The organism is Flavobacterium tructae (assembly GCF_002217475.1).
Classification (GTDB): domain Bacteria; phylum Bacteroidota; class Bacteroidia; order Flavobacteriales; family Flavobacteriaceae; genus Flavobacterium; species Flavobacterium tructae.
Map to the genome: position 1 here is coordinate 298,991 of NZ_MUHH01000017.1, position 21,573 is coordinate 320,563.

Below are 21,573 nucleotides of genomic sequence, written 5' to 3' on the forward strand. Positions count from 1 at the left end.
TCCTTTCAGTCGAAATGACAAGGATAGCAGAAAAAATCTGCGTGCAACAAGATTGCCAGTCTCTTATTTTGAATTTCTAAACTCCTTCAATACTTCATCAATCACCCAGGTCGTGCTGGCAGCAGAGGTTCCTTTTGATGGTGAGAAACCGTCTTTGCCTAAAATTTCAGCAACAACAGTTTCAACAAGTGGTAATTGAATGTGAAGCGGATTTTCGATTGTAATGCTTTCTTTTTCACCATTTGGATATTGAATATGAATTGCGTCATTACCGAATGTAGAGAACGAAATTTTACCTTTATCGCCTACAATATCAGTATTGTCGTAACGCTCAAAACTGGCAAAATTCCATAAACCGGTTCCGTGGATTCCGTTTTCGAATAAAAATGACATCGAAACCGAATCTTCGGCCGGATAAGCTTTGAGCTGTGAACTCGCATGCCCGCGGACTGATTTAATCGGGCCAAATACAAAATCAAGAAAATCTAAGGTGTGGCAAGCCAAATCGACAAATATTCCGCCACCGGAAATGTGTGGTAAAACCGTCCATGGTAAATTGATTTCGTCGTCGTAACGCTTCTCAAACGGATGATATAAAACACAACTTACATGTCTGACAGTTCCTATTTTACCTTGTTCTATTAGTTCTTTTATCTTCAGGAATCTTGGAAGGCTTCTTCTGTAATAAGCTACAAATAAAGGCACATTGTGTTCTTTACAAACGCTGATCATTTCGTTGCATTCTTCAAAATTTAAAGCCATTGGTTTCTCTACGTAGACAGGTTTCCCGGCTTTGGCACATAAAATGGTATATTCTTTATGAGAAGATGGAGGCGTAGCGATATAAACGGCATCAACTTCAGGATCATTAATTAAATCGATGGCGTTGGAGTACCATTTCGGAACATTATGACGTTTAGCGTAATCTTCGGCAAGAGCAGCATCCCTGCGCATAACAGCAACTAAAGCTGAATTTGAAGCTTTCTGAAAAGCAGGACCGCTTTTAACTTCCGTTACATTGCCGCAGCCTATGATTCCCCATTTTACAATTTTCATTTTTCTAGTTTTTTAGTTTTTCAAATTTAGAAAGTTTGCCACGAATTCACGAATTATTTTTCATGCAGATTTATAAAAGTTAGCCACAGATTAATATGATTCTCACAGATTAAAAATCATATTAATCTTTTTAATCTGTGGCAAAAAAATAAAGCCACGAACTCACAAAATAATTCGTGAATTCGTGGCTAAATAAATTTGGTTTAAAGATTTACTTTTTTGGTAAAGCTTTAATTCCCATATTGTAAAGTGTAAACGCCTGAACATCTACATTTTCCTGAATGGTTGCGGCAACAGATTTTCCTGCACCGTGACCTGCTTTTACATCAATACGAATTAATACCGGATTTTCACCTGTTTGTTTCTCTTGTAGCTCAGCAGCAAATTTAAAACTGTGCGCAGGAACCACACGGTCATCATGATCACCGGTAGTTACCATCGTTGCAGGGTACTTAACGTCTTTTTTTACGTTTTGTACCGGTGAGTATCCTTTTAGGTATTCAAACATTTCTTTGTTGTCCTGTGCTGTTCCGTAATCATAAGCCCAACCTGCACCGGCAGTAAAAGTATGGTAACGTAACATGTCCATTACACCAACAGCTGGTAAAGCAACTTTCATTAAATCAGGACGCTGTGTCATAGTCGCACCCACTAATAAACCTCCGTTAGAACCTCCGCGAATAGCAAGGAAGTCTGAAGAAGTATATTTTTGTGCAATTAAATATTCGCCAGCCGCTATAAAATCGTCAAATACATTTTGTTTTTGCAATTTAGTTCCGGCATCGTGCCATTTTTTACCGTATTCACCACCACCTCTTAAATTGGCAACAGCATAAACGCCTCCGTTTTCTAACCAAACGGCATTTGCAATACTGAAACTAGGAGTTAAGCTAACGTTGAATCCACCGTATCCATAAAGAATAGTTGGGTTTTTACCGTCTAATTTTAATCCTTTTTTATATGTGATGATCATCGGAATTTTTGTTCCGTCTTTTGAAGTATAGAACACTTGCTTGGATTCGTAATCTTCACTTTTAAAATCAACTTTTGGTTTTTGATAGATTTCAGATTTACCTGATTTTGGCTCAAATGAATAGATCGTTCCGGGAGTCGTGTAATTGGTAAAGCTGTAGTATAATGTTTTATCCTCTTTTTTGGCTCCAAATCCACCGGCGCTACCTACTGCAGGAAGTTTGATTTCACGGATTAGTTTTCCATTGTAATCGTATTGTTGTATAAATGAAACTGCATCTTTGGTATAATTGGCAAAGAAGAATCCACCACCGGTTGTAGGGGATAGGATGTCCTTAGTTTCTTTGATAAAATCTTTCCAGTTTTCCGGTTTTGGATTGCTGATATCAACAGTAACTACACGTGAGTTTGGTGCATTTAAGTCTGTATCGATAAATAATTTAGTTCCTTCATTCTCGATAATCTGATTGCTGCTGTTGAAATTGTCTACAATCGTTACAATCGGACTATTAGGTTTCGTTAAATCTTTGATGAACAACTCATTTCCGTAAGTAGAATTGGCTGCAGAAATTACCAGATATTTGTCGTCTTCTGTAACATATCCGCCAATATATCTGCGTTTTTGATCAGCTCCGTAAATCACTTTGTCTTCTTTTTGAGAAGTTCCCAGTTTGTGGAAATACAATTTATGCTGATCGGTTTTTGCAGATAGTTCACTTCCTTTTGGCTTATCATAACTGGAGTAATAAAAACCGGTATTTCCATGCCATGAAACCCCGCTGAATTTTACATCAACGATGGTGTCTTCCAATACTTTTTTAGTGATAGCATCAATAATGATTACTTTTCTCCAGTCGCTTCCTCCTTCAGAAATAGCATAAGCTGCTTTTGATCCGTCTTTCGAGAAGTTTAATCCTCCAAGAGAAGTGGTACCGTCTTTAGAAAAAGTATTCGGATCTAAGAAAACCTCTTCTTTACCGTCTTTTCCTTTTCTATAAACTACAGATTGATTCTGAAGTCCGTTGTTTTTAGAATAGTAAGTGAATTTTCCTTCTACAAACGGAGCACTGATTTTTTCATAGTTCCATAGTTTTTCCATGCGCTTTTTAAGTTCATTGCGGAATGGAATTTTGTCTAAATAACCATAAGTTACCTCATTTTGAGCCTTTACCCAGGCTCCAGTTTCAGCCGACTTATCGTCTTCAAGCCAACGATACGGGTCGTTTACTTTAGTGTCAAAATACACATCAACCGTTTCGCCTTTTTTAGTTTGGGGATACTGAATTTTGCCTTGCCCGAACGAAATTCCTGCAGTTGTGATTGCCATTAGAAGAAATGTTTTTTTCATAATTTTTGTTTAACGATTGTAGCAAAAATAGCATTTTTGTTGTGAAATAATAATGATAAAAAGTTAAACCATATAAGGCGTACAAGCTTGCTTAGTCAGGTATTAACTAATCTTAGCTATATGTCGTATATGGTTTAAAAATGTTACAGATTGAAGTTAACTCCAAGGACAATATTTCGTCCTATGTTTGGTATACCGTCCGTTTTTAATCTTGACAGGTGAGCAATATATTTTTTATCCAATAAATTGTTTCCGTTTAGGTTAACATCAAAAGCATGTTTGCCTAGTTTTACTGTTCCACCAAAACCTAAATTCACTAAAGTATATCCTTTTGAAGCAGTTTCAAAACCGCTTACATTATTTTGGCTAAAAGTAGAAGAAACATTTAGAGAAGCATAACCTTCTTCAAACCAATTTTTGATTTTGAATTCAGTTCGTAAAGTATTATTCCAGTTATTAGCAGGAATTAAAGGCAGGTAATCATTGTTTTGTTTTTTACCGGTTACCGTTTCAAAACTGGTTTCAAAATGCAGCCAGTCCAGCGGATGAGGGTGAAAGTGTAAACCTGCTTCACCTCCGTATAATTTGGCGTCATTCTGAACATAAGCAAAAACATCGTTGTTATCACGTACTTCGCCTGTTGGTGAAGTGTAAATGTAGTTGTTCACATGATTGTAAAATCCGTTGATGAAAAACTCAAAGTGTGTGTTTTTATATTCTAAGTTTAAATCGGTTTGAACGTTTTGCTCGTTTTTTAAATTAGAATTTCCAACTTCATAACGGTTCGTTCCTTCGTGAACCCCGTTTGACGTAAGCTCGGCTAAGTTTGGTGCTCTGAAACCTGTTGCTACATTCAGTCTCAGTGTTAAAGGTTCTGCAAGTTTGGTTTTATATCCCAAAGAAGCATTAAAACTATCAAAGGAACGGTCTAAAGGCAGAAAATAGCCTTCTTCACCTTCGGTACCGTGAGCTTCAGAAGTTACTTTTCGATTGTCAAAACGTAATCCGGCTTGTAAAACATTATTATTCCATTCGTAATTTGCAGTTCCAAAAGCACCAAAGTCATTTGTAGTCGCATTCGGAATTAAATATTCTTCCCCGGAATTTTTATTAGTCTGATGCATTCCCTGAACACCAACAATCGTTTCAATTTTACCGAATTTTGGAAAATGATATTTGGCATTGTAATTAAAAGTATTCAGTTTCATATGAAGTGCAGCAACATTACTGTCTTCGAATTCACTTCTGTCATTCGCAATGTAGCCTAAATCAACATCCAGTTTAGAGTTTTGAAAAAAGATCACATTGTTCAAACTCAATAAATGGTTGAAGATTCCTTGTCTTGGGAACAATGTGTTTTTGCTTGATGACTGCTCTGCGATTCCTTCTTCGGGAATACCAATGTCGAGCTTGTTGTAATTGTAACGTAAAACACTTGAGAAACTAGAGTTGCTGTATCCAACTCCGGTTTTAAAATCGGTTTCATTATAGCGGGTATTGGTCACACGATCACCGTCGGCAATTTTATAATCAGAATGAGTGTTGAAGCTTCCTCTGGCTAAGAATTTCCAGTTGTCTGTTGAAGTTTTTAAGCCAATAGAAGAGTTACTTCCCTGTGTATTGGTGAAGTATTTTTGACTAAAATTAGCCTTGAAGGTATTTGCGTCGGCAAATTTTTCAGGATTAAAATACAAAACACCACCTAAAGCATCAGATCCGTATAATAAAGAAGCAGGCCCTTTGATTACTTCGACACTTTCTATTCCGGCATCATTAAGTCCCAGGCCATGTTCGTCTCCAAATTGTTGATTTTCGATACGAACTCCTTGCGAGTACACTAAAACACGATTTCCGCTTAAACCTCTAATAACCGGTTTTCCAATAGAAGTTCCCGTAGAAATTTGAGAAACTCCCGGAATAGTTGCCAGACCTTCGATTAAAGTTGAAGTTCCTTTTTGTTGTAATGTTTTAATGCTTTCATGTTCTACTTTCATTACGTTTTGCGATTGCAATTTGTTGAAAGGAGTTGAAACCACAACTTCATCCATTTCAAAAACAGATTCCGTAAGTGTAATGTCTAGAGTGTTTTCTTTTAATAGTTTAGAAATGGTCTTGCTTTGTGTAGTATAACCAATAAGTGTAAAAGAAAGTCGGAAACTACCGTTTGGAAGATTCTTAAAATCGTATTTTCCGTTTTCATCTGTTGTTGTTCCTTTGTGTAGTTCAGCTGCATAAACAGATACGCCGGCTAAGGGTTTGTTTTGAAGATCGATAACAGTTCCCGATACCGAATTTTGAGCAGAAAGAATGCCCGTAAACCCTAAAATAAGGGCCAATATTAGTTTTTTCATTTGAAAATGATGCTATAGTTAATTGAATTTGTCTTGCAATCTGAAACTAAAATCAACGGTACAACCTGCCGAACCTGAAAGTTTCAGGATGGGGAAATTCACCAATTTTTTAGAATTAGATTAAAAAGAGTTTAAATTTATTTCGTGTATTACGAAATTTAGGCAACTATAGCTTGCGGAGGCCCCCTTAGTAAATAGGCACTCTCTGAAAACGAAAATAATCTTTCTGAAAGAGTAAAGAAGTACGGAATTTCGTTATCGAAATGGTGAAACTGAAGCGCAATTTCTTCCGGAACAATATAACTGCCAAAAGCAAAATGACAAACATAACATAAGTCATAATTATGGTGCTGGTGCGTTATTTCGCCACTTGGATCATTGTAGTCGTGGTGGCATTGTTTTTCTGAAAGCTGCTTTACAATATGCTCATAACTGTGTATGGACTGAAAGAATATTGAGAACAATATCATCAGAACCAAAGAAACACTTAATATGAGTTGTTTTCTTTTCATTACACACAAAGGTATAAAAGATAGAAGAAAAATAGATTTATTTTTTAGATTCTGTTAGCGATTCATTGAAAAAAGTTTAGAAAAGACATTTTTTTTGGATCGAAAAGCGAATAATTACATTCAAATGGTATCCTGAACTGGCATTATATTATATTTGTAATTGAAATAAAACTACCCTAAAAAACGTTTACTTGAAAAACTCTTTAAAACCAAAATACGATATGCGACTACTATTTAGCTGTTTGTTTTTAGTATCGTTTTTTAATTCTTTTGCCCAGGAAGTAAAGCCGGAGGTCAAACCGGAAGTGAAGCCTGTTGTTAAAATAGATTCATTGTATCGGGAAGATCAGTTTTATTTTTCGGTTACCTATAATCTTCTGACCCAGGTTCCACAAGGACTTAAACAAAATAAATTCTCTGTCGGACTTTCTGCCGGTTTTCTGCGTGATATGCCAATCAATAAAAGCAGAACGGTTGCCATTGCAACGGGTTTGGGTTTGAGTTATCAAAATTATAACCAGAACCTGACGATTGCTAAAGATGCAGACGGTAAGTTGACTTATGAAGTAACCGATTACAATGACATCAAATCAAACCGATACAAACAGTATATGGTTGATCTTCCGATAGAATTTCGTTGGAGAAATTCGACCTACGAAAGTTATAGATTCTGGAGGATTTATGGAGGATTTAAACTAAGCTATGTTTTTTCTAATAAGTCTCTTTTAGACACCGGAGAAGAGTCTCATAAAATTTCGAACAATTCTGATATAAACAGACTTCAGTACAGTGTATACATGGCCGTTGGTTATAACACCTGGAATCTTTACCTTAATTATGGACTAAATCCTTTGTTTAAAAATGTAACAACGGTTTCAGGACAAAACATTAATGTAAGAACGCTGAATGCGGGATTGATTTTCTACATTTTATAGCCACAAATTCAGAAACAATAACTGCGGTAAAATTCCAATAAAAGTTCCGATTACTAACTCATTAGGTGAATGGGCTTCCATTTCTAAGCGTGATGAAGCGACAATTCCCGTCATTAAAATCAGGAAAGCACTCCAGTAAGGATTTTGCAATTGAAGATGTGTGTTCAGCCCAATCACAAAAATGGTGAATCCGCTAAGGGCCATCATGTGTAAGCTTGCTTTTATTTTGAACAGCGAGCAAATCAGAGCCAGAATGGTACTGAACAAAGCGCCCAGAAAAAAGAAATGCAATTCAGGATAACGGCTAATGACGATGCTTCGTTTTACCAGTAAAATATACAAAAAGCACTGTAAAATCAGAGGGATTTTGCGTTGTGAAGTTTCGTGAATCATAATAGAATTCACACGCCCCGTCGAACGTAGTAAAAGATAAAATAATATGGGTACTAAAATGGTGATGATGAGAATTTGAAGCAGCACATAATATTTTTCCTGAGTACTAAAGAGATCGTGTTTGAAGAAAAGATAAAATAAGGTGGCGTACATCGATATAAAAATCGGATGAAAGATATAGGAGAATATAGGCAGGATTCTTTTCAAAACGTTGTATTTAGTGGTGTTAAGCAAATATAAACAAATATTGTTTTTTTGCTACGAATCGTGTGAATTAGCAAGAGTTAAAATTCGTGCAATTCGCGGCAAACTTTTTAGTAATCTGTGGCAAAAAGTGCCACAAAGAATTAGTGAAAATTTGTGAAATTCATGGTAAACCTTTTTTTAAATTTGACAAAAAGAAAATCTTAATGAGCATAAATATAAAAAGCCTTATCCCGGTTCTCAATGCCGAATGGACAGGTTCAGATTCCGATGTTTTTGTTGACCATATTTCGATCGACAGCCGTTCTCTACAAAACGGTTCGAAAACTTTGTTTATTGCCCTTTCGGGGATTAATAATGATGCTCATTTGTATATTGCAGAATTGATAGAAAAAGGAGTCCAGAATTTTGTAGTACAGCATATTCCTGAAGATGTAAAAGGAAAAGCCAGTTTTTTGGTGGTCAAAAATACATTACAGGCTTTGCAGGAATTTGCAGGTTATTACAGAGATTTATTTCATTTTCCTATTATCGGATTGACCGGAAGTAATGGTAAAACGATAGTAAAGGAATGGCTTAATTTCTTGTTGAGTCCGGACTATAATATTATCCGAAGCCCTAAGAGTTATAACTCTCAGGTTGGCGTTCCGTTATCTGTAATTGCCATTAATGAAAAACATAATCTGGGAATTTTCGAAGCCGGAATATCTACGGTTAATGAGATGGTGAAACTCGAAAGAATCATTAAACCTAATATTGGAGTTTTAACCAGTATCGGTTCGGCACATGATGAAGGGTTTAAAAATCTGGAAGAGAAAATAGACGAAAAGTCATTGCTTTTTAAAAATTCAACAGTCATTATTTATCAGAACAACAAGCTTGTAGACGAATGTCTTGCAAAGTTAAGTCTGGACTATTTTTTACCGGAACGAGTACTTTTTTCTTGGAGTTTTACTGATGAGTCGGCAGATGTTTTTGTCGTGAAACGTATTAATGAGGATGAAACGACCAGTATTCAGGCCCGTTATAAAAATGAAATTTTTGATTTGGAAATCCCATTCAGTGATTCTGCTTCCATAGAAAATGCGATTTCCTGTCTCTTGGTTTTGCTTTACATGAAGTACGATGCCGAAACCATTCAGAATCGATTTCAAAATTTATACCCCGTGCAAATGCGTCTGGAGGTAAAAAACGGAATCAACAATTGCAGTATTATTGACGATAGTTACAGTTCAGACTTTCAGTCACTCAAGATAGCGTTGGATTTTTTAGAAAGCCAGCAGAAAAAGAATGCATCAAAAACAGTTATTCTGTCGGATATTTTTCAAAGCGGATTTTCAAATGAAGAATTGTACACCAAAGTAGCACAATTAATTTCCGATAATAAAATAAACCGTGTTATAGGAATAGGAGAAACGATTTCTTCCTTTGCCGCTAAATTCTCAAACTGTATTACTTTTCCAAATACAGCTGAATTTATTACGCAAATAGAGAGTCTGAATTTCGAAAATGAAGCCATTTTAATCAAAGGAGCGAGATCGTTTCAGTTTGAAGAAATTGTGTCATTACTCGAAGAAAAAACGCATGAAACGATTCTGGAGATCAATCTGAATTCGATTAGCCATAATCTGAATTACTATAAATCGAAATTAGCGGCTAACGTTAAGCTAATGGTGATGGTGAAAGCATTTGGTTATGGAAACGGTGGACTTGAAATCGCGAAACTGCTCGAACATCACAAAGTAGATTATTTGGGGGTGGCTTTTGCCGATGAAGGAATCTCTCTTAAAAATGGTGGAATAAAATTACCAATTATGGTGCTGAATCCAGAATCGACCAGCTTTCCTTCAATTATACAGTATCATTTAGAACCCGAAATTTATAGTATCAAAGGACTAAAAGCATTTTTGAAAATTGCAAGAGAAAAGAACCTCAAAGATTTTCCAATTCACATAAAGCTGGATACGGGAATGCATCGTTTGGGCTTTGAAGAAAATACACTGGAGGAACTGATTGAAACTCTCAGAGAAAATTCGACCGTAAAAGTAAAAAGTGTGCTGTCGCATTTGGCAACAAGTGATGAAGTGAAGCATTTTGATTTTGTGAGATCCCAGATTCGTCTGTTTGAAGATTTGTCCTTAAAATTGATTACGGCTCTGGATATTAATCCGATTCGTCATATACTGAATACTTCCGGAATAAGTAATTTTCCCGACGCGCAATACAATATGGTACGTTTAGGAATTGGTTTATATGGAGTTTCGAACGATCCTGCTGAGCAAAAATATCTGGAAAATGTAGGTACTCTGAAATCAATTATCTCTCAGGTACGAACAATTCCGGCGGGAGATAGTGTTGGTTACGGACGCCGTTTTATGGCAGATAAACAAACCAGAGTTGCCACCATACCTATTGGATATGCAGATGGAATTTCGCGTTTGTGGGGAAATAAAGTAGGGTATGTGGTGATTAAGGATCAAAAAGCATTTATTTTAGGAAGTGTTTGTATGGATATGCTCATGGTTGATGTCACCGATATCGATTGTAAAGAAGGTGACTCAGTAATTGTTTTTGGAGAAAGTCCAACGGTTATTGAAATGGCAACTGCTTTAAAAACAATACCGTATGAAATTATGACCAGCATATCACAGCGGGTGAAAAGAGTGTTTTTTAGATAATTTTAACAAATTGTCAATAAAATTACGTATTTTCGAAAATCAATTAAGTATAAACTAAAATAATCGATTATGGGATTTTTTGCAGATTTTAAAGCTTCTTTGCTGAAAGGTGATGTGTTGAGTTTAGCAACAGCAGTTGTTATTGGTGGCGCATTTGGAAAAATAGTGGGTTCTGCTGTAGACGATATTATTATGCCAGTTGTTGGTTTGCTTACGGGAGGAATTGATTTTACTCAAAAATTTGTTACGCTCGATGGTAATAGTTATCCAAATTTGGCCGCTGCTAAAGCTGCCGGAGCCGCAGTAATTACCTATGGAAATTTGGTTCAGGCAATCATTAACTTTGTAATTATATCATTTTTTGTATTTGTGGTACTAAGAGCTGCAGATAAAGCGAAGAAAAAAGAAACAGTAGTCGAGGCAGCACCTGCCGGACCAACTCAAGAAGAGCTACTTACGCAAATTAGAGATTTGCTTAAAAAATAATTCCGCTACACTAAGTCTAACTAAACCGTTCCTTAATTGGGGCGGTTTTTTTGTTGATTAGGAAGTGATTTAATTAAATAAGAAATGGTAGATATTCAAATTTTAAATTCTAAAATTCAGAGATTGCTAGAATGTAGTGTTTATTCTATTGAACTAATTGAGAAGATTGAAATAGAAATTAATGCCTTTAATACAAAAGAATCATTAGCAATAATAGATTTGATAAAGCAGAACTTAAAAAATGAAGATATAAAGGCATTAAATTCTATTCTCGAAATTTTATATAGTACCTATAATTTTGACGGAAAAGAAGAAGAAATAATAAGTACTGGATTGATTGAAACCCTTACTGAACTTACTAGATTATATTATGAATTTGGTAATCCAAGTATAGAAACTTCGTATTGTTTGATTTTTGACATTTTTTTTCATAACCCAGGATTGATACTGGAATTTGATTATAAAATGAAGAATCCTTTGATAGATGAAATTAAGAAGATTTCGGAGATCAAATATTCACTTGATCGACGCAGTGATGGTGATTTGTTGATAGCCCTTCAAAAAATTATTAGCCTCTCCTTTTATTTTGGAGAGGAAGAAGGAAAGGAGCTTCTGGAAACCAACTTTTTAAATCACTTTGATAAATTTGTAGTTGGATGTGCAAAAGATGAATTAAGAACAAATTTATTGGGTTAGTTATAATACAGAATATTTACTTTGTTTGTTTTGTAACATTTTGTTATTTTTTGTGAAGCACGTTGTTTTGACTTTTATTATGTATACTTTTGCATAATAAAATAAATTAATTCATACTAAACATATAAAAATGAGAATAGCAGTTGTAGGTGCCACTGGTATGGTTGGCGAAGTAATGCTTAAAGTTTTAGCAGAAAGAAATTTTCCTGTTACAGAGTTAATTCCGGTAGCTTCTGAGAAATCAGTAGGAAAAGAAATTGAATATAAAGGAACAAAATACAAAGTGGTAGGACTGCAGACAGCAGTGGATATGAAGGCTGATATTGCTGTTTTTTCGGCAGGAGGAGAAACTTCACTGGAATGGGCTCCAAAATTTGCTGCAGCAGGTACAACTGTTATTGACAATTCATCAGCATGGAGAATGGACCCGACTAAGAAATTAGTGGTTCCTGAAATCAACGCTTCGACTTTAACCAAAGAAGATAAAATTATTGCAAACCCAAACTGTTCCACTATCCAAATGGTGTTGACTTTGGCTCCATTGCACAGAAAATACAATATTAAGAGAATTATCGTTTCTACGTATCAATCGATCACCGGAACGGGTGTGAAAGCGGTAAGACAGTTAGAAAATGAGTACGCCGGAGTTCAGGGCGAATTGGCTTATAAGTATCCAATTCACAGAAATGCCATTCCACATTGCGACAGTTTTGAGGAAAACGGATACACTAAAGAAGAAATGAAATTAGTTCGTGAAACTCAAAAAATTCTGGGCGATAATACGATCAGAGTAACAGCTACTGCAGTTCGTGTACCGGTTGTTGGCGGACACAGTGAGGCGGTAAACGTTGAGTTTACGAATGATTTTGATGTAAATGAAGTACGTGAAATTTTACACCATACAGATGGAGTAGTAGTTCAGGATAACTTAGATACTTTTACTTACCCAATGCCATTGTTTGCAGAAGGTAAAAATGATGTTTTTGTAGGTAGAATTCGTCGTGACGAAAGCCAGCCAAATACTTTAAACCTATGGATTGTTGCTGATAACCTTAGAAAAGGAGCTGCAACCAACACGATTCAAATCGCTGAGTATTTAATCGCGGCAGGTTTGGTATAAACTAGAGATTAAATTAAATTGTTATAAAGAGAAAGCCGTAATTGCAGTAATGCAGTTGCGGTTTTTTTGATGCATAAATTTAAAAATCATAAATTAGCTGTTGTAAAAATCAATGATATGAATTTCGATAATTATAAAATAATAGCCAATTACAATACCCATAAAACAGATTTGTTTGTAGCGGATGAAGAAGATATTCTGGCTTGTGAGAAAACCTTAAACATTCTTTTCGACGAAGATTACAAAGCGTATGTTTCAGAATTCGGAAGTGGAATACTTGGAGGGACCTACGTGAGAATTTATCTTCCCGAAACCATAATGCTGACGCTCGACGAGTGGAGAAATCGTATAACGGAATATTGGTTCTGGGATGAAGGAAAAGATGTGCTTACGAAAGAAGAAGTTTTGAGTTCAGTAAGAATAGGGGATACGTACGACGGCGATGAGATTGTTCTTTTAAAAAACAAATACTTTGTATTGCCAAGACATAGTGAAATGATCTATAAGGCAGGAACTACACTTGAAGAAACGATAACCTGGCTGTGTTCGTCGGGAATCCTGACAGAAGCATTTTCTGAAAGGAATTTTGAGCCATTTAATCCAGGAGAAATTACAGAATAATTGTATAAGCAAACCTGACAGGTTTTTAAAACTTGTCGGGTCTGGTTAATTGACAACCATAAAAAAAGCGAGAAGTAAAATTCTCGCTTTTTTGTATTTAATATTCCGGGGCCAGTTCTAATTCCAGGCCTTCTAATTCTTCAGTAATAGGGATCTGACAACCTAAACGGCTATTAGATTTAACATAAAACGCTTCCGAAAGCATAGCTTCTTCTTCATCTCCCATTTCCGGTAATGCAACATCATTTAGAACGTAACACTGACAAGAGGCACACATCGCCATTCCTCCGCAAGTTCCTTCAACAGGAAGTTCGTATGCTTTGCATAACTCCATTATGTTCATTGCCATATCAGTCGGAGCCTGTAATTCGTGTATAACTCCTTCTCGATCTTTAATCTTTATTAATACATCCATTTTAATTAGTGGAATTTTACTGGTTCGGATTTTATAACGTGAAAAAATCCTTAAATTATATTAACTGTTTTTGATACTAAATGCGTATTCTTTTTTGCTGCCTTCTTTAAGGTGCATTTTTACTCCAAGAGTATTTCCGTTTTTCTCTAATATCGTTACTATAGCAATTACAGAATAATAATCTTTATCAGATTGAAAAACCAAAGTTCCTTCATAAGTTGAATTCATTACTCCCTGTTTGTCTGTGGTAACAGATACTTTTCTCGGGTGAGAGAATTGTGCAACACTATAAGTTGCTTTGTTGGCAAACTTTGCTTTTCCTCCACAAATGTCGAACAGAAAGTCATAGTTTCCAATTCTTAGGCTTCCTTCTTCTTCGTTGGCATTAGTCGAAAATACAATCTGACCTGTGTATTTAAAATCCGACCATTCTTCAGAATCATTTAGCCAGGCTTTGTCAACAACTAACGTTTGAGTGGTTTGTTGCGCATAATTTACAGAAACACAAAATAATAATAAAAACAGAGCGTAAAACTTCTTCATAAAATTTAAGATTTAAGGGTTATGTGACAAATTTAATTAAATAAGTGACAATTCCTTAACTAAAACTCTTAAATATTTGTATTATATTTTGCTAAAAATGCAACAACCCATTTATTTAGCACTGTTTTTTTGCGAAATTATAAATTAAACGATATAAAGCGCTAATATTCTTGTTAAATCGAAGAAATCGAATTGCTGAGAAAAATCGCGTTTTTATTACATTATATTAACCACCGTTTCTATTTGTGGGGCATATTTTTTTATAGTGGTCTCAACTCCCGCTTTTAGCGTCATTTGATTTACACTACAGCTGATACATGCTCCTTCAAGACGAACTTTAACATGTTTGTCATCTTCTATAGAAATAAGCGTAATGTCTCCTCCATCAGAATTTAAAAAAGGTCTGATTTCATCAAGAGCTAATAATACGTTGCTTGTTAATTCTTCTGTTGTCATAATTTTATCAATTAGAAAATTGGTCAATTAGATAATTAGACAATTTTGTGCATTATCTAATTATCTAATTTTCTCATTATCTCATTATATTAATTTTTTTTAACTGCTGAACATCCCGCCATAGTTGTAATTTTTATGGCTTCAGTCGCAGGTAAACTATCGTTTCTGTTTACAGTTTCCTGTACAACATTTCGTGTAATTCCTTCAAAAACGGTTTCGATTACCGAAGCAGTTTGTAAAGCAGCCGGACGACCATAATCACCAGCTTCACGAATAGATTGTACAATTGGAACTTCTCCTAAAAAAGGAACGTTTAAGTCTTCGGCAAGATTTTTTGCTCCTTCTTGTCCAAAGATATAATATTTATTGTCAGGTAATTCTTCGGGTGTAAAATAAGCCATATTTTCTATGATTCCCAAAACAGGTACATTAATGTTGTCCTGCATGAACATCGCTACTCCTTTTTTAGCATCGGCTAAAGCCACAGCCTGAGGAGTACTTACTACTACAGCTCCTGTAATAGGAAGCGATTGCATGATCGAAAGATGAATATCTCCCGTTCCCGGAGGTAAATCGATTAACATAAAATCTAATTCTCCCCAATCGGCATCAAAAATCATTTGATTCAGTGCTTTTGCAGCCATTGGACCTCTCCAGATCACAGCCTGACTTGGTGCTGTAAAGAAGCCGATAGAAAGTATTTTGATTTCATAGCTTTCAATAGGTTTCATTTTTGATTTTCCGTCAACAGTAATCGAAACCGGTTTTTCGTTTTCAACGTCAAACATAATTGGCATCGATGGTCCGTAGATATCAGCATCAAGAACACCAACTGAAAAGCCCATTTTGGCAAGTGTTACAGCAAGATTTGCGGTAACAGTCGATTTTCCAACTCCTCCCTTACCGGAAGCAACTGCAATAATATTTTTGATTCCAGGGATAGCACGACCTTTAATTTCGTTTTTCTCCGGAGTTTCTACTTTAATATTTACTTTAATTTTTGCTTCTGGAGATACCAATTCATGGATTGTTTTTTTGATATCATCTTCTGCTCTTTTTTTAATGTGCATTGCTGGCGTATGCAACACCAGGTCTACCACAACTTCATCACCAAAAGTAATGACATTGGCAACAGCGCCGCTTTCAACCATATTTTTTCCTTCTCCCGCTATAGTAATTGTTTCTAGAGCTTTAAGAATTTCTTTTCTGTCTAATTTCATTTTAATGGACTATTTTCGATTGATCGAAATCGATTTAAAGTATTGTGTTAATTTAAACTGATTTCAGACTGCAAAGATAACAGATTATGTTCGGATTCAAACCCTTTTTAAATTGTATTTATTGATATTGAGATTGCTCAAAATGATTCTTACACCTAGTTTTTGATTCCGTAATCTGAAAAACGAGAGATTGTGTTTTATTTAGAAATAAAAAAATGGGGAAAACATAACAGGTAAACAGGTAAAATTTAAGAATATGATCGTTAAAATATCAATAATCTTAGCTATATTTGAGTACCCTAAATTTGCGATTTCCAAATATTCTGAAAAATATACGAGAACTTGTCTTTGGGGGACAATTATAGGTTTCTGGTATTTTCTGAATAGAATTTAATCTTAAAATTTAAATCTGAAAAATATGCGAAATTTTACTTCTTCTTCTGTAATTATTACCGTTAGTTTTTTGCTGTTTTCTTTCGGATCTTCCGCTAAAGAGAGCGATGCAAACCACAAATTCAAAGAGTTTGATAATGTTTCTGCATCGAATAGGTACCTTTTTAAAACCGCTGTTGATGCGGCAGCAATCAGTCAGTTTTATAAAAAATATCCCAATCTGAAAAAATATCAGAATGACGTTTTAGACCTGTATAAGAAAAAGGAATACAAAATGATCTGGTACGATGATAAAAGTGTGAGCGAATTTGGAGCACTGTTGTATCATAAGGTACGCTTGTTAAATGAGCAGGGAATTAAAGCTACGATGCCTTATATGAATCTGGTAGATGATGTTTTTAACGAAAACGTAACGAATGATCTTCCGCAAATTGATACAGAATTGTTGTTGTCTAATATGTATGTGTTTTACGCAAGCAACGTCTACTCAGGAGTTGATCCGGCAACATTAAAGAAAATAGGATGGTTTCTGCCTGCAAAAAGTATTTCTTACTCTAAAATATTAGATTCTCTTATGGTTGACCCCGGTCGATTGAATAAAGACGAGGACCTTTTGTTTGGACAGTACTACAAACTTAAATCGGTATTGAAAAGATACAGAAACATTGAGAAAAATAATCAATGGACAAAAATTGATATTGACAGCATAAATTATAAAGACCTGAAACCTTTTGATAGTGGTGTTGCCATCAAACAAATCAGACAGCGATTGTTTGTGGTGGGAGATCTGGCACAAGATTCTAAAAGAGATGTGTATGACGAGGAGATGATGGCCGGAGTTTTGAAGTATAAAAAAAGGTACGGACTTAAACTGAATTATACCTTAACCCGTGATCATATCAATCAGATGAATGAACCCATTGGTAATCGTATCAAAACGATCATGCTGAATATGGAGCGCTGCCGATGGATACCCGCCTCATTAGCAAAGGCCAGCGAGTACATAATGGTTAATATTCCGTCCTTCAGGCTGATTTATGTGAAAAACGGTAAATATGAACTCGTTTCGGATGTCTTTGTGGGAACCCGAATGACCGAGACCGTAATTTTTAGCGGTAATATGGATCGAATTGTATTTAGTCCGTATTGGTATGTTCCGCAGAGCATCATCAAAAATGAGCTGAAACTGAAAATGGCAGAGGATAAAAACTATCTGGCCGATCATAATATGGAATGGAACGGTGGAAATGTAAGACAAAAACCGGGACCTAAAAACTCTTTAGGATTAGTTAAATTCATGTTTCCAAATCCAAATGACATCTACCTGCACGATACTCCTGCAAAAAGTTTGTTTGATTTCGAAAAACGTATTTTCAGCCATGGCTGTATCAATGTTAAAGAGGCAAAACCATTGGCTTTGGCTATTTTGAAAGACAATCCCGACTGGCCGGTAGATAAAATCGATAAAGCGATGAGCGGTGAAAAAGAAACCACTTGTATGCTGAAAACCAAAATTCCAATTTATATTGGATATTTTACGGCCTGGGTAACGGATGACGGAGAAATTGGTTTTTATCCGGATGTTTATGACAGAGATAAACAACTGGATAAGTTATTGTATTCCGATTCAGTTGTTTCGAAATAAAAAAAGAAACCCGCCAGATCAATATGATTTGGCGGGTTTTAAAAAAAATGGTCTACAAGTTTATATCAAATTTACTTACATTTTAGTTCAATGTTTTCTGATATAATGCCGATGTAATATGAAAATAGTACAATGCAATTGGACTATATTGAATATACAATCGGTATTATTCGTATTTTAAATATTTTAAGATATCAATCTTAGTTACCTGATAGGCTTTTGCTAAAACGATGACAAGCGTTAAAGCCAATAGGGAAGCCAGGGCGATACTGAATGGAATTACCGAGACTCCAATTCGGAAGGCAAAGTTTTCCAGCCATTTTTGTAGCAAAAGGTATGCCGGAATAATACCAATCACAAATCCAAGTAAACAGAAACCAACATACTGCTTGGATAATTCTTTTAATAAAGCGTCAGTTTCAGCGCCCAATGTTTTTCTAATGGCAATTTCTTTTAGTCTTCGCTCCATTGAAAAAGAGGCCAAAGCAAACAATCCAAAAATAGCGATGATGATGACCACAAGATTTAGAATGAAAAACAAATTCTTCTGTTTTACCTGTTCCTGATACGTTCTGGCAAAACCTTTATTGACAAATTCATATTCAAAAGGATAATCCTGATTGATGCTTTTCGTCCAGTATTTGTCTAGTTTTGCTAAGGTTCCGGCCAGATTATCTGGAGAAACTTTTACATAGATATTGTCAAAATTATTCCACTTTAGAGTTCTAAGATTGATAAAAACCATTGGAGGTACTTTGTCCTGTAAACCTGTGATATGAAAGTCTTTTACAACCCCCACAATTTTAAATTTCATGTTGCCTTTTTCATTTCCCCAGCCTGATGTTACTACAGTATTAAGGGGTTTTTTAAGGCCTAATGTTTTAACAAGAGTTTCGTTGACCAGCCAATTGTCAATGGTATCCGAAGCAAATTTCGGAGATAAATCGCGTCCCTGAACAATTTTGATTTTCATCATATCCAGAAAGCCAAAATCCATTTCGACATTTCGGGATTGTACAAAAATACTATTGTGTGTAAATCCTGAACTGGAGTTGGTGCTGTTTCCAAAAGTACCGGCAAAGGTGGATACATCTGTAACTCCAGGCATTTTTAAAAGTTCTTGTTTTGTGGTTTGATATTTAAGGAATTTCTTGTCATATTCCTGATAATTAAAAGGAATTTTGATAACCTGATCTCCGCTAAAACCAAGATCTTTGTTCATCATATAGCTTACCTGTGAATTCACGATTAAAGCACCAATAATAAAAAAAGCAGCAATACCAAACTGGAAAATAAGCATCGAATTTCGAATCCAGATGCCGCTTTTACTTCTGGAGAAGTTTCCTTTTAAAACCTTAAGCGTTTCAAAATTTGAGATGTAAACGGCAGGAAAAACACCTGCAAGAACGATTACTAATCCAAATATAAAAAGGAGCTGCAGGTAAAATTCACTACCATTCATAGTCAGAGATTTTTTCAAAAAAGTATTGTAGTACGGCAGAGAAAGTTCTACAATTGCCAGAGCAAAAATAATGGCTAAAACTACTATTATCGCGGTTTCGAAAATAAACTGAAGGACGATCTGCTTTTTAGTGGCTCCCACAATTTTACGAACGCCCACTTCTTTAGCGCGTTTTATTGCTGAAGCGGTCGCTAAATTGATATAGTTGACCAAAGAAAGCGCCAGAATCAAAATAGAGAGACCGACCATAATGTAAAGCAATTGCAGATTTCCTTTTCCTTCCGGAAGATTTGCCCCTTGCGATGATTTTGTACCGTGCAAACGGGTATCGCTTAATTTATCTAATATTACAGTTGTCTGTCCATTTTCTTTTACATATTGTTCCGGAGTCTGTCCGTTGGCTTTGGCATCTTTCAAAGTTCGGTTAACGTAATCTACATTTTGTATTTTCTTTAAAACAGTTGCAATATCAGTTCCTTTTTTAACTTTAATCATTAAGCCATAATTAAAGTTACCCCAACTTTGCTCGTCGCCATCACGAGCAACTCCGCTAAAAACGTAATTGGGTTCAAAAGCTGAAGGCGCTATAATTTTATAAACCGATTTTACCGTGTAATCTTTGTAATTATAGGTAATTGATTTGCCAATTGGGTCTTCGTTCTTAAAAAGTAATTTTGCAGTTTCTTCTGATAATGCCACACTGTTTTTTTCTTTCAGGATATTGGTTTTGGCTCCTTTTACGATAGGCAGCGGAAACATATCAAAAAAACCATTGTCGGAAACTGCAATCTTTTTATGAAAGAATTTTTGCCCCTGATATTTAATCATATCATTGCTGTACCAGGAATTAAAAAAACAGATCGATTCTATTTCGGGAATTGTTGCTTTACAAGTTCTTCCGAAAGGAATACTGCTGGAGGCCCAGGTATCTCCTGTTGCTCCAATTTTATTCAAAACCTGATAAACGTTATCTTTTTCAGGATTCCATTGATCATAGGCATTTTCGTTATTCCAGTATAAAATGGCGAAAATTACTCCAGAGATTCCAATACTTAATCCCAGGATATTTAAAAACGAAAACAGTTTGTTTTGTTTCAAATGATATATAAATATCTTAAACCAGTTAAAAATCATGTTTTATTTTTTTATAGTTGTTACAGTTGGTTTTGAAATAGTTTTACAGGTTTTATAATCTGTAAGGCATTATAGGCCGGATAGTATTTTGCAAACAAACCCCATCAGGATTATGATTGCACTTACGATGAATTTGATCATTTTACTTTTATTTAGCGTCCATAAAAACATCAACATTTCGTTGATTGAATTTTTCAGAGAATACCACACCATCTTTCATATGGATCGTTCTTTGCGAAAACGAAGCATCATAATCAGAGTGGGTAACCATTAAAATGGTAGCTCCTTTAGCGTGTAAATCGGTTAAGAGTTCCATTACCTCATTACCGTTTTTACTATCTAAATTTCCGGTTGGCTCATCGGCCAGAATAATTTTAGGATCGTTTACCAAAGCTCTTGCAACGGCAACTCTTTGCTGTTGTCCCCCTGAAAGTTGCTGTGGGAAATGTTTAAGGCGGTGAGAGATATTCAGTTTCTCGGCAATAGCTTCGATTTTTTGTTTTCTCTCAGTTGCTTTTACATTGTTGTAGATCAAAGGCAATTCGATATTGTCGTAAACCGAAAGTTCGTCGATCAGGTTAAAATTTTGGAAAATAAAGCCAATGTTTTCTTTTCGGACATTTGCTCTTCCTTTCTCTTTTAAACCAATCATTTCCTGATCTAATAACTTGTAACTCCCGCCTGAAGCGCTGTCCAGAAGACCTATGATATTAAGTAAAGTTGATTTTCCACAGCCTGAAGGTCCCATAATGGTTAAAAAATCACCTTTTTTAATCTCTAAAGAAATCCCGCTTAAAGCTGCTGTTTCTACTTCTTCCGTTCTGAAAACTTTGGTTAGGTTTTGAATTGTTATCATAAGTTTTGAAATTTTAGTGGTTGTTAATTCTATTTTTTGATTGATGATTGATGATTGATGATTGAAACTTTGTGAAT

At 35.4% G+C, this 21,573-nt stretch carries 18 protein-coding genes; 7 read left to right on the forward strand and 11 right to left on the reverse strand.

Annotated features, from left to right (window positions below; genetic code table 11):
* Positions 1–63: 63 nt before the first annotated feature.
* The 4 genes from B0A80_RS06250 to B0A80_RS06265 form a co-directional block, all read right to left on the reverse strand.
* Positions 64–1,056, reverse strand: coding sequence for a Gfo/Idh/MocA family protein (locus B0A80_RS06250; RefSeq protein WP_089076757.1), 993 nt, complete (start codon positions 1,054–1,056; stop codon positions 64–66).
* A 211-nt stretch (positions 1,057–1,267) separates the two neighbouring features.
* Entirely contained in the window at positions 1,268–3,376 is a 2,109-nt protein-coding gene (locus B0A80_RS06255) for a prolyl oligopeptidase family serine peptidase (protein ID WP_070906055.1), read from the reverse strand.
* Positions 3,377–3,519: 143 nt separating this feature from the next.
* Entirely contained in the window at positions 3,520–5,727 is a 2,208-nt protein-coding gene (locus B0A80_RS06260; RefSeq protein WP_017494682.1) for a TonB-dependent receptor, read from the reverse strand.
* Between the two features lie 158 nt (positions 5,728–5,885).
* Positions 5,886–6,239: a hypothetical protein gene (locus tag B0A80_RS06265; RefSeq protein ID WP_089076758.1), complete on the reverse strand. Its 354-nt coding sequence runs from the start codon at positions 6,237–6,239 to the stop codon at positions 5,886–5,888.
* Positions 6,240–6,460: 221 nt separating this feature from the next.
* On the opposite strand from B0A80_RS06265, the gene B0A80_RS06270 reads away from it, so the two are divergent.
* Positions 6,461–7,174 carry a porin family protein gene (locus tag B0A80_RS06270; protein ID WP_089076950.1) on the forward strand — a complete coding sequence of 238 codons (714 nt, stop codon included), beginning with the start codon at positions 6,461–6,463 and terminating at the stop codon, positions 7,172–7,174.
* Here the strand turns inward: B0A80_RS06270 and B0A80_RS06275 are convergent.
* Entirely contained in the window at positions 7,169–7,774 is a 606-nt protein-coding gene (locus B0A80_RS06275) for a hypothetical protein (protein ID WP_026109783.1), read from the reverse strand. The two genes, B0A80_RS06270 and B0A80_RS06275, sit on opposite strands and share 6 nt — an antisense overlap.
* 203 nt (positions 7,775–7,977) lie before the next feature.
* On the opposite strand from B0A80_RS06275, the gene B0A80_RS06280 reads away from it, so the two are divergent.
* From B0A80_RS06280 to B0A80_RS06300, 5 genes are all read left to right on the forward strand, one after another.
* Positions 7,978–10,449, forward strand: a complete 2,472-nt coding sequence (locus B0A80_RS06280) for a bifunctional UDP-N-acetylmuramoyl-tripeptide:D-alanyl-D-alanine ligase/alanine racemase (RefSeq protein ID WP_089076951.1) — start codon at positions 7,978–7,980, stop codon at positions 10,447–10,449.
* Between the two features lie 69 nt (positions 10,450–10,518).
* Entirely contained in the window at positions 10,519–10,935 is a 417-nt protein-coding gene (gene mscL / locus B0A80_RS06285) for a large conductance mechanosensitive channel protein MscL (RefSeq protein WP_017494687.1), read from the forward strand.
* 84 nt (positions 10,936–11,019) lie between these two features.
* A complete protein-coding gene (locus B0A80_RS06290; protein WP_089076759.1) occupies positions 11,020–11,631 on the forward strand; it encodes a hypothetical protein in 612 nt (203 codons plus the stop codon).
* Positions 11,632–11,761: 130 nt separating this feature from the next.
* Positions 11,762–12,751: an aspartate-semialdehyde dehydrogenase gene (locus tag B0A80_RS06295; RefSeq protein ID WP_017494688.1), complete on the forward strand. Its 990-nt coding sequence runs from the start codon at positions 11,762–11,764 to the stop codon at positions 12,749–12,751.
* Positions 12,752–12,868: 117 nt separating this feature from the next.
* Positions 12,869–13,372: an SMI1/KNR4 family protein gene (locus B0A80_RS06300; RefSeq protein WP_089076952.1), complete on the forward strand. Its 504-nt coding sequence runs from the start codon at positions 12,869–12,871 to the stop codon at positions 13,370–13,372.
* Positions 13,373–13,469: 97 nt separating this feature from the next.
* Here the strand turns inward: B0A80_RS06300 and B0A80_RS06305 are convergent, their stop codons facing one another.
* The 4 genes from B0A80_RS06305 to B0A80_RS06320 all read right to left on the reverse strand — a co-directional run bounded on the left by B0A80_RS06305 (position 13,470) and on the right by B0A80_RS06320 (position 16,006).
* On the reverse strand, positions 13,470–13,787 hold the full coding sequence (locus B0A80_RS06305) for a 2Fe-2S iron-sulfur cluster-binding family protein (protein ID WP_012023404.1): 318 nt from the start codon (positions 13,785–13,787) through the stop codon (positions 13,470–13,472).
* Positions 13,788–13,847: 60 nt separating this feature from the next.
* Entirely contained in the window at positions 13,848–14,330 is a 483-nt protein-coding gene (locus tag B0A80_RS06310) for a hypothetical protein (protein WP_017494690.1), read from the reverse strand.
* A gap of 216 nt (positions 14,331–14,546) precedes the next feature.
* A complete protein-coding gene (locus tag B0A80_RS06315) occupies positions 14,547–14,786 on the reverse strand; it encodes a NifU family protein (protein ID WP_017494691.1) in 240 nt (79 codons plus the stop codon).
* Positions 14,787–14,875: 89 nt separating this feature from the next.
* Positions 14,876–16,006: an Mrp/NBP35 family ATP-binding protein gene (locus tag B0A80_RS06320; RefSeq protein ID WP_017494692.1), complete on the reverse strand. Its 1,131-nt coding sequence runs from the start codon at positions 16,004–16,006 to the stop codon at positions 14,876–14,878.
* Between the two features lie 418 nt (positions 16,007–16,424).
* Here B0A80_RS06320 and B0A80_RS06325 point away from each other — a divergent pair, with 418 nt between their 5' ends.
* Positions 16,425–18,044 carry a L,D-transpeptidase family protein gene (locus tag B0A80_RS06325; RefSeq protein WP_089076760.1) on the forward strand — a complete coding sequence of 540 codons (1,620 nt, stop codon included), beginning with the start codon at positions 16,425–16,427 and terminating at the stop codon, positions 18,042–18,044.
* A 166-nt stretch (positions 18,045–18,210) separates the two neighbouring features.
* On the opposite strand, the gene B0A80_RS06330 is transcribed toward B0A80_RS06325, so the two are convergent.
* Together B0A80_RS06330 and B0A80_RS06335 are read right to left on the reverse strand one after the other, a co-directional pair.
* Positions 18,211–20,640, reverse strand: coding sequence for an ABC transporter permease (locus tag B0A80_RS06330; protein WP_089076761.1), 2,430 nt, complete (start codon positions 20,638–20,640; stop codon positions 18,211–18,213).
* 148 nt (positions 20,641–20,788) lie between these two features.
* Complete coding sequence (locus B0A80_RS06335) at positions 20,789–21,496, reverse strand: ABC transporter ATP-binding protein (protein WP_017494695.1); 708 nt, start codon at positions 21,494–21,496, stop codon at positions 20,789–20,791.
* Positions 21,497–21,573: the final 77 nt, after the last annotated feature.

Excerpts from the sequence above, each read along its gene's own strand:
- B0A80_RS06295 (WP_017494688.1), top strand. The coding sequence starts at position 11,762 with ATGAGAATAGCAGTTGTAGGTGCCACTGGTATGGTTGGCGAAGTAATG.
- B0A80_RS06290 (WP_089076759.1), top strand. The coding sequence starts at position 11,020 with ATGGTAGATATTCAAATTTTAAATTCTAAAATTCAGAGATTGCTAGAA.
- B0A80_RS06260 (WP_017494682.1), bottom strand. The coding sequence starts at position 5,727 with ATGAAAAAACTAATATTGGCCCTTATTTTAGGGTTTACGGGCATTCTT.
- B0A80_RS06280 (WP_089076951.1), top strand. The coding sequence starts at position 7,978 with ATGAGCATAAATATAAAAAGCCTTATCCCGGTTCTCAATGCCGAATGG.
- B0A80_RS06250 (WP_089076757.1), bottom strand. The coding sequence starts at position 1,056 with ATGAAAATTGTAAAATGGGGAATCATAGGCTGCGGCAATGTAACGGAA.
- B0A80_RS06325 (WP_089076760.1), top strand. The coding sequence starts at position 16,425 with ATGCGAAATTTTACTTCTTCTTCTGTAATTATTACCGTTAGTTTTTTG.
- B0A80_RS06300 (WP_089076952.1), top strand. The coding sequence starts at position 12,869 with ATGAATTTCGATAATTATAAAATAATAGCCAATTACAATACCCATAAA.
- B0A80_RS06320 (WP_017494692.1), bottom strand. The coding sequence starts at position 16,006 with ATGAAATTAGACAGAAAAGAAATTCTTAAAGCTCTAGAAACAATTACT.
- B0A80_RS06330 (WP_089076761.1), bottom strand. The coding sequence starts at position 20,640 with ATGATTTTTAACTGGTTTAAGATATTTATATATCATTTGAAACAAAAC.
- B0A80_RS06335 (WP_017494695.1), bottom strand. The coding sequence starts at position 21,496 with ATGATAACAATTCAAAACCTAACCAAAGTTTTCAGAACGGAAGAAGTA.
- B0A80_RS06315 (WP_017494691.1), bottom strand. The coding sequence starts at position 14,786 with ATGACAACAGAAGAATTAACAAGCAACGTATTATTAGCTCTTGATGAA.
- B0A80_RS06310 (WP_017494690.1), bottom strand. The coding sequence starts at position 14,330 with ATGAAGAAGTTTTACGCTCTGTTTTTATTATTATTTTGTGTTTCTGTA.
- B0A80_RS06270 (WP_089076950.1), top strand. The coding sequence starts at position 6,461 with ATGCGACTACTATTTAGCTGTTTGTTTTTAGTATCGTTTTTTAATTCT.
- B0A80_RS06305 (WP_012023404.1), bottom strand. The coding sequence starts at position 13,787 with ATGGATGTATTAATAAAGATTAAAGATCGAGAAGGAGTTATACACGAA.
- B0A80_RS06255 (WP_070906055.1), bottom strand. The coding sequence starts at position 3,376 with ATGAAAAAAACATTTCTTCTAATGGCAATCACAACTGCAGGAATTTCG.
- mscL (WP_017494687.1), top strand. The coding sequence starts at position 10,519 with ATGGGATTTTTTGCAGATTTTAAAGCTTCTTTGCTGAAAGGTGATGTG.
- B0A80_RS06265 (WP_089076758.1), bottom strand. The coding sequence starts at position 6,239 with ATGAAAAGAAAACAACTCATATTAAGTGTTTCTTTGGTTCTGATGATA.